The sequence below is a fragment of the uncultured Vibrio sp. genome, assembly GCF_947488985.1.
Classification (GTDB): domain Bacteria; phylum Pseudomonadota; class Gammaproteobacteria; order Enterobacterales; family Vibrionaceae; genus Vibrio.
This window is the reverse complement of record NZ_CANLBV010000086.1, coordinates 1-16,865: the sequence shown is the minus strand read 5'-3', so window position 1 is coordinate 16,865 and position 16,865 is coordinate 1. Positions and strand designations below refer to the sequence as shown.

The following is a 16,865-nucleotide window of genomic DNA, read 5'->3' as shown; positions in this document are numbered from 1 at the left end:
AGCATGCTATCGCTGGCATTCATGTTGATGTGGCTACCGATGTATTGTTGAACGCGAAATGTACAGCAAAGATCAACACGCCCTAACTGTCTTTCTGATATCCTACGCAAAATGTCATTTCGGAAGCTGTTATGAGCAATACTCAAACCCATGATCTTCAAGCCATCCACGGCCAAGTAAAACAGTGGCTAGACGATGTCGTTATTGGCCTGAACCTGTGCCCATTCGCAGCCAAGCCACAACGAAATAAACAGATTAAGATCTTCGTGAGTGAAGCGATTTGTGAAGAGGCGTTGCTGGAAGACATCATGACGCAATTCATAGAACTGGATAACACGCCAGTGACAGAGCTTGAAACAACATTGGTGGTTGTGCCGAACATGCTGCAAGATTTCTTCGACTACAACATGTTCATTGATTGGATTGAAGCCTTGATCAAGCAACAAGATTGGGAGGGTATCTATCAGGTTGCGACCTTCCATCCTGACTATTGCTTTGGCGGGGCCGACCCACAAGACGATGAGAACCTGACTAATCGTTCTCCCTATCCGGTTTATCACCTTATTCGTGAAGCAAGTATGGAAAAGGTACTCAAGCACTACCCCAACCCAGAAGCGATTCCTGATACCAACATTGCACGAGTGGAATCATTAACACTGGAGCAACGTCGTCGGTTATTTCCTTACCTGTTCAGCTAATCGTGATAAATAGACCACGACTCAGAATAGATGAATTAGGGCGTGTTGACCTTTAGAGCTGATTTTTGTAGCGAGTTGCTGGGTATTTATACAAGGCAGAGGCATCGATGTGTATCTAGCCTACATGAGAAGCCGATAACGTAGTAGAAATGATCAGCAAACGCTGCCCTAAGGGTTCGGCTAAATGCATTTTACTCTTTGTTGAGGAGGATTTGCTTAGAATGACTAGGCTACTTCCCCCTCGCCGCGATTAAAACGCTTTTATCTAGAACAAAATTTAACCGTGAAAGGTCAACACGCCCTAACTATGCCACTACATACCCAATATTCAGCCGTTATGCCGATTTAGATGCTGGTGTGTATGTAGATGTGGATTCAGGAGTGGGCACCGATGATGCAGATACTGCTACTTCTTGAAATAGGCGAGCAATAAACTGATCTCGTCCATTTTTTTTTGCCATGTACAAGCAGTCGTCAGCCACTTTTAGTAAGGAATCTAATACTGACACTCTTTCTGACTTGGTGCTCCTCGCACTGATTTCAAAATGGCACGCACCAACAGAGACAGTAACAGGCTTTCTATCAAGCACGATCTCCTTGACCTTATACAGCAAAGTCTTGATTCTCTCCTCAACATCATTAGGCTTCGCATTCGGGTACCAAATCACAAACTCTTCACCACCAAAGCGAGCCGCAAACTCTCCCCCGTGGGTACTATTCCGCAGTACATCAGCGATTTTTTTCAATACATGATCGCCCATTTGGTGACCATACGTATCATTAACCTGCTTAAAAAGATCGATGTCGACCAAGGCGAGTGTTCCGCCCCCCACGCCATTGAGCTGTTCAACCTCAGCGTTTAATGTTTTAAACAAGCAACGTCTGTTGGGAAGCTGGGTTAAAGGATCATGAAAAGCCTGGTATTCTAACTTCTCATTAAGCTCTTTTAGCTTACGCTCTTGCCGCCTTCTTACTATCTCCACTTCTATCCATGACGCCATCAGCTTCATTACATCAACATCAAACTCTTTGAATTTTCTATGATAGGGTTTTGGGCTGGAAAAGTTGAGCGTGCCGTAAAGCTTTTGGTCAACAAAGATAGGAATACCAATATAGGACTCCAGTCCAAAGGATTTATAAGCCGGATGAGTGGCGTATTTGTCATGTTTGCCACAGTGTTCAATGCAGATTGGGGCGATCGACTTACAGGTGATCTCACAATAAGTCGAATGATAATCGAAGACATCGCCGCTATTAAGCTCCACATCATCGGGTGCAATAGCATGCTCAACTAAGTAGTTGTTCGCCTCTACTTTGGACAAGATGCCAATATCGAGGTCAAAGCGCTCTAACCCCATCATTAGCAGCTGTGCGATCTGAAAATCAAAACCTTTTTGATACTCGTTGGTCACTTGATACAAGCTTCGTATGAGAATTTCACTTTCACTAGCTTGATGCATAAATGCGATTCCGTTAAATACTATTCCACTGCTGCCTATAGGGATATGGCAACACTATCTATAAATATATAAAAATGAGTAAAGGTTAAAAGGGAATAATAATCAACCGATTTGTATGCAAAGCACTGCATTCATCATGAATAAAATCCGACTTTGCGTTAGCGCCCTTTTCTTAGCTTTGGTAAAATATTCGATTAACGAATCTGAATGGATAGGAAAATGAACCTTTCTCAACTAAACCAAGACATCTACGATCACCTTTACCGCGATATTGAAGAGTTCCGCAGTACTTTTGATCTGCCTGTTGCTGCTCCTGAAACAATGGACGAAAAAGGCGATACGCTACATACCTCTCTAGCGATCGAAGAGCTAACAGAACTTGCAGAAGCTGACTCTAAAATTGAACAAGCGGACGCTATTGTAGACAGCGTTTACGTTTTGATGGGACGTTTGGTTCACCTTGGCCAATCCAAAGTAGAAGATAACCTAGCGATCAGCTACTTAATCGACTTACTGTTGAACGTTGCTAAAAACCGTTCAATCGACTTTCTGCCTTGCTGGGACGAAGTACACTCAAGCAACATGAGCAAAGTATGTCGTAATGAAACAGAATACGCAGAAACTGAAGCTTTCTACGCTGAGCAAAACATCAAACTGATGGCTGTTCAGAAAGGCGAATACATCATTGCTAAGTGTGCGGAAGATTTCGTATCTGAAGGCAAAACCGTTCGTCAAGGTAAGGTACTAAAATCGGTACATTACCGTCCTGCGAACCTTGCGCCTCTAACGGCTTAAGCTGCTTACTGCTCGACTAAGGGTTACTACTGAGGCTATTCAAAGCATCAGCGAACTAAAATAGCAAACGCCACGTTTAAGTAACGTGGTTTTTTATTAGGTGATCCAACGCCCTCAAATTCATGACTCCAAATGTTGACCAGGGATATCTGAACGATGAGATTAAGATTCGAGAATTCGAGATAAACCTACTCCCTGCCCAAAAACAACATACTCACAGTCAAACTGCACTGTAATTTTCTAGACGATATAGCATCATACCTTGCTTATACCCCTAATAAAAAAGCACCACACTTATAAAGTGTGGTACTAATGTCACTATTTAGCTTTAACTAACTTCAATTAGCATCGTTAAAACAAAGGCTAGTTCGCTGGACGCCACACGCCCCAACGACTGTTTTGGTACGTAGCTTGAGGGTTTGTACCACCTTGAACCCACCACTGTGCTTCCCATTCTTGGTCAGCGTACGTGACAATCTCACCACCTAAGTAGGTTTTAGATTCATCCCAAGTACCATTTTCAGGTGCTGGTTCAGGGTCAGGGATGATCTCTGGATCTGGCGTAATCTCTGGGTCAGGCGTAATCTCTGGGTCAGGCGTAATAACCGTGTCTTCGACAATCACTTCAAAGGTAAACGTATCTACGCTTTGGCTTTCAAGAGAGCTTGCGATAAATGACAGTGTTTCATTTGCAGTAATGCCTGTGGTATCAACCAACACTGCAACTGTACCATCGTTTTCAATACTTACCGTGGTGCCTTGAGTCTGTGTTAATGTTACCGCTTCACTGGTTGCAATTACCACCTTGTCACCGGCATTCACTACCTTGTCACTCTTCACTAATTCGTAGATGTCACCTTTCAGAGGTTCGACGCTACCATCATCGCCTTCAATCAGAGTCAACAAGCTTGACGCTCGGCTGTCTTTTGAGTTGAAGAAGTTACGCGAAGGATCGTTTTGGAAGTACATGTAGTGCTGCATTTCAGTGTGCCAGTCACCAATGAATATTGCACCGTCTTTAAACTCTTCATGCCAACCATTCACTTCTGAAGCCAACAAGCGAGCCCAATCGTTCACGTTCGACGCATCAATAGCGATATCGAAGCTGCGTGCCACGTCACCGTACTTATTAATGATGTCGTACTTGACCGTATCACCAACTTGTGGTGTACCAAATTGCTCAGAAACGAACAGATCACCACGCACTAGATCAGGTTGCGGTGCTGGTTCCGGTGTCGGCGCTTCACCACCAGCGATGGTGATGTCTGAACAGTTGTAAAAGCCTTCACCCGCTGCGTCATCACGCTGCCAGCGAACGAATAGAATCGCATCGCCAGAGCGGTCTGATGGGATCGTGACATTAATACGGTACTTACCAGCGTCGACCGGAACATTGCCCTCTTCTTGGATAAGCTCTAAATCTCCCCACGCTAGGCTCTTGCTCAAATCAGCGCCTGGTTTGGTTAGGTAGAACTCCCAAAATGAAGGATTGTGTGGCGCGGTTGCATTAAATACATACTCAAATGTACCTGTATTTAACTCGGTGCGTGTCCAAGCAGTATGAGGGGCGCCCATGCCACTCTTTTGCGCATCATTAGCATAACACAAGGTTCCATCTGGAATCGCCGCTTTGACTGCATCCATGTTGTTGAAATCGGTAATATTTCTTGCGTATTCATTACGTTGTACAAACGCATATGAGCCAGAGATATCTTTGGCTTGAGCACACGCTGCATTCGGAGGCGTACCCGACCATACTCCGCCTTCCTCATAACACGTGTTCTGACGCGCGCTTGGAAACTCAGACCAACCGTGCGCATTGGCTACCGACGAAACGCTCGATAGCATTGCCACGCCGATTGCTACTTTTAGAATATTATTGTTGATTATTGTCACTTTACCATTCTCTTTTATTTGCCCTAAACACAGCAACAACGGGGGTTAAAACACACCTGTCTGCATGCGAGGGCTTAGGGTTTTGATGTCACTGTTGCCCAAAAAACCATTCGTTAGCCTTTATGAATGTTTAACATCTAAGCTAAACGACTGCCCAGTTTTTTAGACCACGACACTCTTGGTTGTAATAGCTGTATTAGGTTGCAATAACTGCAATAGGTTGTAACACCTGTAACAGTTTGTAACACTTGCAAAACTGCGATGGCTAAATTACTTAATGCTCAAAAATAATTCTCGTCAGTTTTTTCTTACATGCTGAAGAGTCTCGTCCTTAACCAGACTTTCCAAACACCAGCCCGCTTCAGTATTTTCAACGACGCTTTAACTTATTCACAAAGTAATGGTCGACATATGCTTCTCCATTGCCCACCAAACGATTCATTTATGCTACTAATTAACAACGTCGTAAGTATTCAAATAACCATTCAAATATATACAGCAACGATATCAATGATTCATTTAACTTTCACTTTATGAATGAGGATCACATCATCCAATCAGCACTGCAGTTGATAACTGATGCTGCTTCGAATGAATTTTTAGCATTACCAATCACCGTAAGTGATCAGAAATAGCGCAGAAAAAACTTGAGAACAAGACGACTCTTTTCAACAAAAAGTTTCGATAAGTAGTTATTCTACAATCAAAAATTCTCATGCAGTTATCGAGCGTTTTAACCAGCTAGGGTGACCAGTTACTTACTACGATTGGTATAAGGCAAAGTAGAGTGTGGTGTATTTTTGAGGCGCGTAGAATAGCGATAAAGGTGAATTGCATCTCAGAAGTGACGAGCGTAAATCATTAAGCAAAGTCGAGCTGCTATGCTTAGTGAATAAGTTTCATCTCGCTCTTGCTGGCGCAGCGATAACTGGAAATGGCAGTACGAGGTAACGGCTTTGGGCTATCTGGTTAATGGTTAATGGTTAATGGTTAATCAAACAGCAGATAGCTTTGACCATCAACGGAGATGCTTTTTACTTGAGTGTGGAATACCGACTCAAGTTGCTGTGGGGTCAACACTTGATCAACTGTGCCTGACGCTTGTAATACGCCCTTATCAAGCAGCAGCACTTGGTCAGCGTGCCTTAGGGTACGATTCAGATCATGATTTGCCATGATCACCGCAATGCCCTTTTGCGCGACTCGTTCGATAAGCTTATACAGCAGGGCTTCTTGGGCTATGTCCAACGGCGCCGCTGGTTCATCTAAGATCAACAACTTTGCGTACGGGTTAAGCGTCGGCCAAATTTGTAGGCACATTCCAGCTAAGCGAACGCGTTGCCACTCCCCTCCCGATAGCACCTGAATAGAACGGTGAAGCTTATCTTTAATATCGAGCATTTGGCTTATTTCATCCAAAGCTGCATTAATTTCAGTATTGAGCCCATGAGATGAACTTGGTAAAGATAACGCTAGGTACTGAAACACTTCCAAGTTGAAGGCGGGCCTTGCACTTTGGCATAAATAAGCACGGTGCAATGATAAGTCTTGCAGAGAGAATACGGATAGATCTTGCTCTTCGAGCTTAATATCACCTTTATAGCCATCACCAATGCCAGAGATCGCTTCAAGCAAGGTACTTTTGCCGCTACCATTGGGGCCGATAACATGTGTCACCTGCCCTTGCTTGAGCTCAAATGACAACGGTAATAAACGAGCGCCAACGCTCAGGCTCTTAATTTGAATCATGATTTTTTATTAGCATCCAAATGAAGATAGGCGCACCGATACTGGTAGTCATCACACCTAATGGAAGCTCTGCTGAGTCTAATAAGGTTCTTGCGCAAATGTCGGCAAATACCAGCAGAGCTGCGCCTGCAACCGCAGACAAAGGTAGAAGATATCGGTTGTCCGTGCCAATCGCTAAACGCAATAAGTGCGGTACAACCAAGCCCACAAAGCTGATCACACCGCCCAATGCAACCGAGCAGCCAACTAAAATCGAAACCGCGAAAATTAAGCGCCAACGCAGCCTAGCCACGTTAACCCCCAGCTGAGCAGCATGGGTTTCGCCAATCATCAGCTTGTCTAACTTGCTGCCTTGCAAGCACAACCAAACAATCACTGGGATCATCACTAAGGTCAGCGAGTGTTGATACCAGCTCACGCCGCCTAAACTGCCCATTAGCCAATACATCAACAAACGCAGGCTCAGGTCATCACTAAAATAGAACGCCCATGTCACCAACGCGCCCGATAAAATACCCAATGCAACCCCGACGAGTAATAGCTTAGCCGTCGTCAGTCGCATAGCTCTGACCATACTTACTAGAATCACGGTAAAACAGAGCGAGCCAAGTACGGCTGCGATCATAAACAGCTCAGGGGTGGGTGCAAATGGCAAGAAGAACAGCACGATAACCATGGCCAAACTGGCACCACCCGAAATCCCCAGCACACCAGGCTCGGCTAATACATTACCTAATAGGACCTGCAAACTTGCGCCAGACACAGCCAGCCCCGCCCCAATGGCAATGGCGGCCAATAATCGAGGTAAGCGTAAATCAATCAGTAGTTTTTGTTCTAGCATGGACAAGCTGACCTGAGGGGGAATAAATAGATCACCAACCATCAGATAAATCGCACTCAGCGCGACAAGCAGTGCTGTCATTAGATAAATGGCTCGCGTCCATTTGCGCTGTTTGAGGTGGAGAAGTTGTTGGAAATCCATATCAAGCTACTTAGAAAATATTCGCGTAACCTTACCTGTATCCCCAAATAAACTCAAGGCTCACACTCTAATGTGAACCTTGATATTTCAGCGAGTTGAGCCGTTATCGTGACCGCTTATGGAACGAACACTCATAACGATGTCAATCCATCAACAACGGTTATTCGATAGATACCAACAATAACCGATTAATCATAAACAAGCTGACCATGGTCGAATCGAGTTTCCACTTCACACACCATTAAGGCTGCTCGTTGACCGACCGCGACGTTTCGATTTGGGAAGACCACCGCTTCGTTTTCATTCTTCGCCATTAATGGTTTATCACCATCATGACCAAACACTTCGCCATGTTTGAATACCGTAAAGTTCTCAACGGTATCGGAAAATATAAAATCAAAATCATCATGCAAACGAACAATGGTTCGGCTTACACGATAGATAATCGGTTTCCTCGGTAGATGCTCAGGTTCAACTTCTGCAATCAAATTACGTATTGCCAAATCGAACGCGGTGAGTTTATCAAGCTGGTTCTCACCAATTCTGGCGACTTGCCCAAGCTCTAGCGTGAGGGCTTGCGCTGCAAAATGTTCAGCACTGTACCAGCTAAACGTATTATTGGTTGGCGCATTCGACAACAACACCGCTTCAATATGGGCACTGTTAATGAAGTCGAACAACTCTTTGCTGCGTACTTGGTGGCGAACCTTAGGGCTCACGGCGAATGAGTAATGCTTAGATAAACGGATAGCACAGTGCAGGTCTAAGTGCCAACGAGTCGCTGGTTCAGTTTGTTCGTAAAACTCAGTGACCAAACACTTCAAGTTATTCGCGATCTCTACTTCTCGATTGCTCTCGTGCTGTTTTTCATCAAACAGACGGTTCATATTCACATCAAGAAAACGAGTATGCGCATTGGTGGCTTCTGGGTGAGCGATGATAAACAAACATCTCGCGTCCACGACTTGAAAGCCGGTTTCTATGTCCCTAATAATCTGATCAACCAATTCCATTGGTGACGTTTCATCGCCGTGAACACCGGTAGAAAAGATGATGTTCTTGGTTTCAGAATTAAAATTCGCGGGAATCACTTCCAAGACACCGCGTTGGTGAAGCTTAATTTTAACGCCATTACCTAGCACGGTTTGTCCTACAGACACTTCTTGCTCAAGATCTAGGCTGTCAAAAAGAAATGATTGGCGAAAGAGGGTTTTCGTCATGCGTTACTCCTTAATTGCGGCCGTATCTTAATAAATTGTACGTGGAAATTGTGTTGCTAGGATCGCACTTATCACAGAAACTCTGTTATCACTCACAAATACTGCCCATATCTTTCTATTCCTTTCGAGCAACAAACCGGGTTTTCTTGTAAATAGCCAGGTTTGCTGCCAATCGCTTGCTCTATTGACAGAGATGTTTGCTTAGCTCAGCAAAGTAAGAACCCGGTACGCTAACACGACTCTTACCCGCCTTAGCAGTTTGAGAACACTTAATCTTCTAGATTGAGTAATCTTTCAAACTCATCGATTTGAACTTTAACCATGTCGATACTTTGTTGCCAGAAATCGGCTTGAGTCAGGTCCATTCCTAAGTGCTTTTGAACCACGTCTTCGGCCATCATGCTTCCAGTATCACGCAATAGGGAAACATAATCAGCGTAGAATTGCTCGCCTTTCACGTCACGCTGGGCATAAACGCCTTTACTGAATAGGTAGCCGAACAGATATGGATAATTGTAGAAGCTCACCTGAGAGATGCTAAAGTGCAACTTACTCGCCCAGAAATAAGGGTCGGCTTGTGTCATTGCATCGCCATACCACTCTTTCCAAGTGGTTTCCATCAGGTCACATAGCTGCTTAGCCGTGAGTTCACCTTTCTCACGCTGCTCATAAAACGCTTTTTCAAATTCGAAACGTACAGGAATATTAACCATCAATGCCAGTGCAGAAGAAAGCTCTTCCCACAACATTTCTAATTTCTCATTACGGTTTTGCGCTTGTTTCAATAGGTGATCACGAACGATGTTCTCCGCAAAGATGGACGCCGTTTCTGCCAAGGTCATTGGGTAACGAGTCTTGCACAGCGGCATGTCTTTCATCACCCAGTTATGGAAAGCGTGACCAAGCTCGTGCGCGAGTGTCATTAAGTCTGAGCGGCTACCGCTCCACGTCATGAAGACCAGTGGTGTGCGCGTTGCAGCAAACTTGGTGCAGTATGCCCCCAAACGTTTATTGGCGGCAGGCGCGGCATCGATCCATCCATTCTCAACCATCAAGTCGACAAACTCAGCCATCTCTGGGTTCACCTCAGCAAAAGCGGTTTTGATCACCTCGATCGCTTCATTAAATGGGTAGACTTTGGATTGGCTATCACCGAGTGGTGACATCGCAGCTAAATGGTTCCAAGGCTTCATTTCGTCCAAGTCATGGACTCTTGCCATCAACAAGCCCGCTTTCTGACCAACGCTACGATTCGCTTTGGCGACCGACATCATGGTGTCTAGCGTTTCTGGCACAATGCGGCTGCCGTGCAGGCTTGGATCTAAAAAGTGCACATCGCTAATTTTTGAGCGCTTTTTGTTTTCCGTCAGTCGCCAACCGGCCAATGCATTGAGAATCGAAGCGAATGATTCTTGATGAGTCTGCATTGCGCCTTGAACCGCGCGCCATGCAGGTTCTTGTTTATCGAACTCACTGCCGTACAACAAGCTTGCGGCTTGTGAAAAACCGAGCACTTCCTCTTCACCATCCAGCTTTAGCGACAGTTTTAAAGAACCGGTTAGATTATCGTATAAACGCCCCCACGCATCACGTCCGTCTACCTTCATTGCCGCTAATAACTGTTCTTCGGCAACACTGAGTCGGCTGCTGGCTAATTTACGAGAGCTCTCAATCGCAAAGCCTTGCCCTGAAACATCCACGCTCTCATGCTCTAATACCGCATCAATAAATTCAGGCTCTGCGTGGATCAAGGTATCTTCGTAAGGGCTGAACGCCTGCGACATTTCAGAATTCAGTTTAGCGACACGACCAAGCAACGCTTTCGCTTCTGTGTGCGTGGCATCAACCGATGCATGGCAGTTAGCAAAGGTATTGATCGTGCTCAGTAATGTGCCCGCCGCTTCTGAGGTTTGAATAGCGTTTTGCATGGCTAGAATGATGTGACGCTTTTCAACATGCAGATCCAACAGCTCAATACATTGTTGAATGAGCTGAATATCTTGTTCGATCTTTGCATCATCGAGATCGCGATAAGCAATGCTCAGGTCCCAGCTAGGTGTTGTCATGACTCAAGTCCTTTCACGTAGATTGTAATACCATTAATCAGGTATCGCGACGGTCAACGCCGCTTTATACTTTTAATACTTAAAGCTTCTAATACTTAAAACTCGTAATACTGTAAACTTGTAAAAATACATTTATCACTGTGCAGTTTGAACACTCAAAGTACAGGTAGCCCTATCGCTTTGACGCTGATAAAGCTCTGTGTAAACTGAGTAATTTGAATATGAGTTATCGACGCGTTTTCTATCGATAACTTCGAGTACAAACTCGGATTTTTCCAATCAATATCAAGGCAATGTGCTAATAACATGCGAATGACACCACCATGGGTTACAAGCAATAGGTTATCACTCGGGTGATTGATAAGTTGCGACCAAGCGTGAGTGACTCTGTCATGGAAGCTCTGTAAGCTTTCACCACCACTCAAGTGATGGTTCGCTGGATCTTGCCAGAAAGTTTCTAACATCGCCCACTTGTCTTTGAGTTCATCAAATGGGACACCATCGACCTCACCAAAGTTCATTTCCTGAAACTCAGGCGCAACCGACACAGGCACAGACGCGCACTGCGCATACAGGTTGGCAAGATCACTGCATCTTCTTAATGGCGAAGTCACCACACTGTCAAAAGAGCACTCATACTGAGCAAGTGCATTACAAATTTGCTGCTGAAGATCAAGATTGACCAATACATCGGACAAACCATTGAGTGCCGCCTTTCCTTCCACTTTACCGTGTCTCAGCAAATAGATGTTTTTGATGGTTCCATTGACCATTTTCGAGCCCTAGCTTTGATGATTCGACGGTTGATACGTCAGTTTATTCGACGTTTTTAAGATCATAGGTAATCCGGCTGCAATCAAGGTCACGTGTTCAACAACGCGAGCTAGCGCTTGATTCATGCGCCCGGCATTATCGACAAACAGGCGTGACACTTTACCCAGTGGCACCACGCCAAGCCCAACCTCATTCGATACCATGATAATTTGCGCTTGGCTTTGCTCCACACTTTGCACCAAGCCTTCAACCTCTGCCTCAACCTGTTCATTGGTTGCATCATCACCCAGTTCAAAGATTATGTTATTGAGCCACAAGGATAGGCACTCAATCAGCACTACATCATCTGAGTGAAAGGACTGAACTTTAGCCGCTAACTTAACTGGGACTTCATGCTCAATCCACTGTTCGCCACGACGCTGTCGATGGTGCGCGATTCGCTCACGCATTTCATCATCTAGATAGGTCGCTGTCGCAATATAATTGAGGCGTCTATTTGGACGTGCTTCAAGTGCGGATAATGATTCACATGCAGATAATGCTTGTTTCTCTGCAAAACTCGACTTGCCCGAACGAGCCCCACCCAACACCAGATGGCGGTTTCGCTGAGTTGTTTGAATGGTCTGAATAGTTTGATTCGTGTTTGTCATAGAAAGCCGTTATAGAAAGCCGTTATAGAAAGCCATTGTAAAAAGCAGCAATGAACACAAGGTAAGTGAACAGCTCCATCAACTGTTGAGCTGCGCCCAAGCAATCGCCAGTAAAACCACCTATTCGCGCCGTTAACCACTTTTTAAAACCAGTTCTGCACAGATAGGCGACGACAGATAAAACCACAGTAAACTCAAGACCAAACCATAGGCTAGGCAGCACACCCACCTGCAATAAGAAGACAAGCTCGCCTTTGGTTTGTTTATTAGCAAGCGGCTTACTTTTACTGGTATCTAAGTCGCTAACGTAAGGCATGTCGTAAATCAGCGACGCGGCAACTGCGCGGCTAAAGGTATAGCTGGTGACGATAACCATGAACAAAGCTGTCATGGTGACCAGTTCATTCAATAGCAGCCACTTGCCAAGCAGAGCCATAATCAATGCAGACGCGCCATAAGTACCAATTCGGCTGTCTTTCATTATGGTCAAACGGCGTTCTAAGGTCATGCCGCCGCCAATGCCGTCCACCATATCGGTTAGGCCGTCTTCATGGAAAGCGCCAGTCAGCATCAGGCTAAAACTCATCATTAAAAAGATGGCGATCGCACTCGGCAGTAGCGCATCAAACAGCAAAAACACACCGCCACATAATACACCAAGTAACAAACCGACCGTTGAAAAGTAACGCCCAGAACGATTCATTAGCTCTGGTGAATAGGGCGTATTCTTCGGCATTGGCAAACGAGAAAAGAAGCCCATCGCCAGCGCAAACAGTTGCCACTGATAAATAACTCGATCTTTCCATGATCCTTTTGGTACATCACTCATTAAACCGTGACTCCCGCACTCTCAAAGCTCGCCATATTATTGTAGAACTCGGCGGCGGCACGAATCATTGGCATAGCAAGAGCAGCACCTGTGCCCTCGCCCAACCTCAAGCCAAGATCGAGCAGTGGCTCAGCGTCGAGCATTTCTAACAGAATTTTGTGCCCTGACTCTTCAGAGCGATGGGCAAAGATCAGGATGTACGGTGAGTATTGAGTATCTAACATAAATGAAGGGCGCTTAGTTCTGGTTTGAGAGTGCGGCTGAGAGCACGAATTTTAGAGCCTAGGCTAAGAGCGATGACTCTGAATGAGTTGTTTTGATAACACGAGATAAGGAGTGGCGATGAGTGTCATCAAGTGACAAAACTGAATGAGGCAAGCGTATCAAGTTTTAGGTTCATAGCACGTCCTTGGTCTATGTGAAATACAACCCAGTTTACGTGTTAAGCAAGACTGTATCTATGCCTATTTAGCAAAAAGCGCGAAGAGTGCTCTCAATTTAAGCGTTCAAGTCCACTTTAGATCGATCAAGGCTCACTAAGATAGCAAGCCAAGCAAAACTCTACCCTCCTTAAGCTTCATATCCGAGTTAGTTATCAAGCTGTCATTCGATCAACCACTCGTTTATCAAACTTTCATTCGCTTAATATTTAATCACCACTTATATTAAACAAGCACTTACATAAAAGTTAAGGATTACGATGAGCATTTCTGGCGACAAAACATCCATTGTGGTGGCGGGAGCTACTGGGCTGATTGGTCAACAGGTAATGAGGATACTCATTCAAGAGCCAGCCATCGAACATATCTATGCTTTGTCTCGCAGGGCACTCGATACGCAATTTAACTCAAGCAAACTCCACACACTCATTCACAGTGATCTGCAAGTCACCAGTTGGGACGAAAGCATGGCGACGCCCAACCTTGGCGTTATTTGCTTGGGCACCACCAAGAAAAAAGCCGGCTCAAAAGAAGCGCTGCGAAAAGTGGATGTCGAGCTAGTCAGTCAAGTCGCTCAATCGATGAAGCTGCTTGGCGTTCAAAGAGTCGCGGTGGTTTCTAGCTATGGCGCATCTCCCGACTCTTATTCTCACTACCTTAAATGCAAAGGACAAATGGAGCAGAACTTAAAACGTATCGGCTTCAAACACCTTTTCATCGCACGGCCGGGGCCTTTGGTGGGTGAGCGAGAGCAACCCAGAGCCGATGAAAAATGGCTACAAAAGATCTTTCCTCTGCTCTCGCCATTTTTGTTTGGTCAATGGCAAAACCTGCGCCCAATTCAGTCGGAGGACGTCGCTCAAGCAATGTTGTTCCGATTATTCGACAATAATGTCCAAAATGTCGAAATTTACTCATCAAGCGACATGCTCAATTTATTGGCAAAATATCGCTAAAAGGCTCATCTATTCACCACAATGTTGAATATCTCTTCATCCCATTGAATAGATATGCCTAATCGTTCTAAACCATTCCTTTTCCTTATTTTACGTTTTGTGACAGGTCGTTATCTTAGCAAACAGTATTCTAGCCTATATATCTAGAAAAGTTATCAATCTTAAATTATTCATAAGGAAGTCAAATGTCACTCCCAGCTATCGCTGCCTTAGCGGTATTTATTGGTATTCTCTTTTTCCTCTACGGACAGCAGAAAAAAGAAAACACGCTGTCACGCTTGGTTTTATTTGGCCTCGTTTTTGGTAGTGCATTCGGCCTAGGTCTGCAGCTTTTGTTTGGTGAAGGTAATCCTGTCATCAATGAAACATTAGATTGGGTGAACATTATTGGTAGCGGCTACGTTGGGCTACTGAAAATGGTGATCATGCCGTTAGTATTGGTGTCCATGATTGCAGCGGTAGTGAAGCTTGAAAAAGGCGGTTCACTGGGCAAAATTTCTGGTATCACGATCTCGGTACTGCTCGTAACAACCGCGATTTCTGCGATTGTCGGTATTGCTGTGACTCAGGCATTCGGCTTATCTGCTGAGGGCTTAACCGAAGGCGCTCGCGAAACGGCACGTATTGCCGCGCTAGAAAACCGCATGGGTAGCGTGTCAGACTTGACCATCCCGCAAATGCTGGTGAGCTTCATTCCTATTAACCCATTTGCCGACCTAACAGGCGCTCGCTCTACGTCTATCATCGCAGTGGTTATCTTTGGTGTACTTACGGGTATTGCGGCTCGTAAAGTGATAGCAGAGAAAGAAGAATTAGAATCGCCAATCCGCACGTTCGTTGAAGCGGCGCAATCTATCGTGATGCGTTTAGTTAAGATGATCATGGCGCTAACGCCATACGGCATTGCAGCGTTAATGGCTAAAGTGGTGGCAACATCAAGTGCGGCTGACATCCTAAGCCTATTGGGTTTCATCGTGGCATCTTACGTTGCGATTCTACTGATGTTTGTGGTCCACGGTGTGTTGGTTTCTTTTGTTGGCGTAAACCCGAAAGAGTACTTCAAAAAAATCTGGCCAGTACTGACGTTCGCTTTCACGTCTCGTAGCTCTGCAGCAACGATTCCACTAAACGTTGAAGCGCAAATCACTAAGCTAAACGTGCCACCAGCAATTGCTAACCTGTCTGCTTCTTTCGGTGCGACGATCGGACAAAATGGTTGTGCGGGTATCTACCCTGCAATGCTAGCAGTAATGGTTGCGCCGACAGTTGGCATTAATCCAATGGACATCAACTTCATTCTGTCTCTAGTGGCAATCATCACCGTAAGCTCATTCGGTATCGCGGGCGTCGGCGGCGGTGCAACGTTCGCGGCACTTATCGTGCTACCAGCGATGGGCCTTCCTGTAACGATCGCAGCATTGCTTATCTCTATCGAGCCACTTATCGATATGGCACGTACCGCGCTTAACGTATCTGGTGCAATGACAGCCGGTACCATCACAAGCCGTCTACTGGGTAAGAAAGACAAGCAACAAGACCTGGAACAAGCGAACGCTTCATGAGTTCTTTTGATTCAATAACTTGAGTCTCATTAAACAAAAAACTGCACGCTGAAGTGCCCCTATAAAGTTAGACATTTCTGTTAAGCGGCTTGTGAGGCCTGATTGCGATATTCCATCGGAGTCAGGCCTTTTCGTTTCACCTTGATACGTTTGGTATGGTAGTACTATTTCACAAACAACAGCACTTAGAGCACAAGTTGAATCACTTTTTCTGCCGTTGCTTCATCGTCATCTTCACTCAATCCGCTGATACCAATAGCGCCAATCACCTGCCCCTTTAACTCAATGGGAACACCGCCTTTAAAGCCAGTGATCTTAGAATCGGTCCAATAACTTAAATCCTTACCGGTTTCTCTCGCCCAAGCACCTAAATGACCGCTTGGCTGCCTGTCTCTTGCAGACGTATAAGCTTTGTTCTGTGCTAACAATCCGGCTTGTACGCTCACATTACACATAGCTCATTTTTGGGTCATGACCAGCTAAATGATGACTTGATCCATGCTATACCGAATCAACTTGAAGATGCAGGCTTGAGCACCTGAAAATTATCATTAATTCGAGATGCCAAAGAGCCTGCGATATCTGGAAGAGTCACAGCAAAACATTGCTCTATTGCCGCCTTGAAGTCTCGCTTCCTTTTGAAGTAAACATTATTCCTCGTTTTCTCATTCATTACCTTCCATAGCCGCTCTTGGGTTGAGGTTTGGACTATAGGGGTTTTGTTGCTTAATTCAGATAGAAGACATGCCTGGTCCATAGTTGCCTAATTCTTAAACAATGCACTGAGT

Annotated in this window: 13 protein-coding genes and 4 pseudogenes; 4 read left to right on the top strand and 13 right to left on the bottom strand. The window is 45.1% G+C overall.

Going from position 1 to position 16,865, the window contains the following annotated elements; translation table 11 throughout:
* Positions 1 to 131: 131 nt before the first annotated feature.
* Positions 132 to 698 carry a DUF1415 domain-containing protein gene (locus tag Q1A70_RS15620; RefSeq protein WP_299693526.1) on the top strand — a complete coding sequence of 189 codons (567 nt, stop codon included), beginning with the start codon at positions 132 to 134 and terminating at the stop codon, positions 696 to 698.
* Between the two features lie 335 nt (positions 699 to 1,033).
* Here the strand turns inward: Q1A70_RS15620 and Q1A70_RS15615 are convergent, their stop codons facing one another.
* The gene (locus Q1A70_RS15615; RefSeq protein WP_299693523.1) at positions 1,034 to 2,158 is read right to left on the bottom strand and encodes a sensor domain-containing diguanylate cyclase; all 1,125 of its coding nucleotides are present in this window, start codon (positions 2,156 to 2,158) and stop codon (positions 1,034 to 1,036) included.
* Between the two features lie 219 nt (positions 2,159 to 2,377).
* Here Q1A70_RS15615 and Q1A70_RS15610 point away from each other — a divergent pair, with 219 nt between their 5' ends.
* Positions 2,378 to 2,953, top strand: a complete 576-nt coding sequence (locus tag Q1A70_RS15610; RefSeq protein WP_299693520.1) for a nucleoside triphosphate pyrophosphohydrolase family protein — start codon at positions 2,378 to 2,380, stop codon at positions 2,951 to 2,953.
* A gap of 363 nt (positions 2,954 to 3,316) precedes the next feature.
* Here Q1A70_RS15610 and Q1A70_RS15605 read toward each other — a convergent pair whose 3' ends face one another.
* The 9 genes and pseudogenes from Q1A70_RS15605 to Q1A70_RS15565 form a co-directional block, all read right to left on the bottom strand.
* Positions 3,317 to 4,801 (bottom strand): lytic polysaccharide monooxygenase, encoded by a 1,485-nt coding sequence (locus Q1A70_RS15605; RefSeq protein WP_299693529.1) that lies wholly within the window; start codon positions 4,799 to 4,801, stop codon positions 3,317 to 3,319.
* A 1,038-nt stretch (positions 4,802 to 5,839) separates the two neighbouring features.
* Positions 5,840 to 6,598: a vitamin B12 ABC transporter ATP-binding protein BtuD gene (gene btuD, locus Q1A70_RS15600; RefSeq protein ID WP_299693517.1), complete on the bottom strand. Its 759-nt coding sequence runs from the start codon at positions 6,596 to 6,598 to the stop codon at positions 5,840 to 5,842.
* The gene (gene btuC / locus Q1A70_RS15595) at positions 6,585 to 7,580 is read right to left on the bottom strand and encodes a vitamin B12 ABC transporter permease BtuC (RefSeq protein ID WP_299693514.1); all 996 of its coding nucleotides are present in this window, start codon (positions 7,578 to 7,580) and stop codon (positions 6,585 to 6,587) included. Before btuC ends, btuD begins: the two co-directional genes overlap by 14 nt.
* Before the next feature lie 188 nt (positions 7,581 to 7,768).
* Positions 7,769 to 8,800 carry a succinylglutamate desuccinylase gene (locus tag Q1A70_RS15590; RefSeq protein ID WP_299693511.1) on the bottom strand — a complete coding sequence of 344 codons (1,032 nt, stop codon included), beginning with the start codon at positions 8,798 to 8,800 and terminating at the stop codon, positions 7,769 to 7,771.
* Between the two features lie 269 nt (positions 8,801 to 9,069).
* Positions 9,070 to 10,866 carry a M3 family oligoendopeptidase gene (locus tag Q1A70_RS15585; protein ID WP_299693508.1) on the bottom strand — a complete coding sequence of 599 codons (1,797 nt, stop codon included), beginning with the start codon at positions 10,864 to 10,866 and terminating at the stop codon, positions 9,070 to 9,072.
* Positions 10,867 to 11,021: 155 nt separating this feature from the next.
* A complete protein-coding gene (gene cobC / locus Q1A70_RS15580; RefSeq protein ID WP_299693505.1) occupies positions 11,022 to 11,639 on the bottom strand; it encodes an alpha-ribazole phosphatase family protein in 618 nt (205 codons plus the stop codon).
* 9 nt (positions 11,640 to 11,648) lie between these two features.
* Positions 11,649 to 12,290, bottom strand: coding sequence for a bifunctional adenosylcobinamide kinase/adenosylcobinamide-phosphate guanylyltransferase (cobU, locus tag Q1A70_RS15575; protein WP_299693502.1), 642 nt, complete (start codon positions 12,288 to 12,290; stop codon positions 11,649 to 11,651).
* 22 nt (positions 12,291 to 12,312) lie between these two features.
* On the bottom strand, positions 12,313 to 13,119 hold the full coding sequence (locus Q1A70_RS15570) for an adenosylcobinamide-GDP ribazoletransferase (RefSeq protein ID WP_299693499.1): 807 nt from the start codon (positions 13,117 to 13,119) through the stop codon (positions 12,313 to 12,315).
* Positions 13,119 to 13,313 (bottom strand): annotated as a pseudogene (locus Q1A70_RS15565) (nicotinate-nucleotide--dimethylbenzimidazole phosphoribosyltransferase); the annotation flags it as partial. The pseudogene Q1A70_RS15565 and the gene Q1A70_RS15570, both read right to left, overlap by 1 nt.
* A gap of 506 nt (positions 13,314 to 13,819) precedes the next feature.
* Between Q1A70_RS15565 and Q1A70_RS15560 the strand changes: the two are divergent.
* Positions 13,820 to 14,515: an NAD(P)H-binding protein gene (locus tag Q1A70_RS15560; protein WP_299693497.1), complete on the top strand. Its 696-nt coding sequence runs from the start codon at positions 13,820 to 13,822 to the stop codon at positions 14,513 to 14,515.
* 185 nt (positions 14,516 to 14,700) lie between these two features.
* Positions 14,701 to 16,077, top strand: a complete 1,377-nt coding sequence (locus tag Q1A70_RS15555; protein ID WP_299693496.1) for an L-cystine transporter — start codon at positions 14,701 to 14,703, stop codon at positions 16,075 to 16,077.
* Between the two features lie 80 nt (positions 16,078 to 16,157).
* Here Q1A70_RS15555 and Q1A70_RS20885 read toward each other — a convergent pair.
* The 3 pseudogenes from Q1A70_RS20885 to Q1A70_RS15545 form a co-directional block, all read right to left on the bottom strand.
* Positions 16,158 to 16,235: pseudogene (locus Q1A70_RS20885) on the bottom strand (IS3 family transposase); the annotation flags it as partial.
* Between the two features lie 27 nt (positions 16,236 to 16,262).
* Positions 16,263 to 16,526, bottom strand: a pseudogene (locus Q1A70_RS15550) (heme-binding protein); the annotation flags it as partial.
* A 62-nt stretch (positions 16,527 to 16,588) separates the two neighbouring features.
* Positions 16,589 to 16,793: pseudogene (locus Q1A70_RS15545) on the bottom strand (transposase); the annotation flags it as partial.
* Positions 16,794 to 16,865 lie beyond the last annotated feature (72 nt).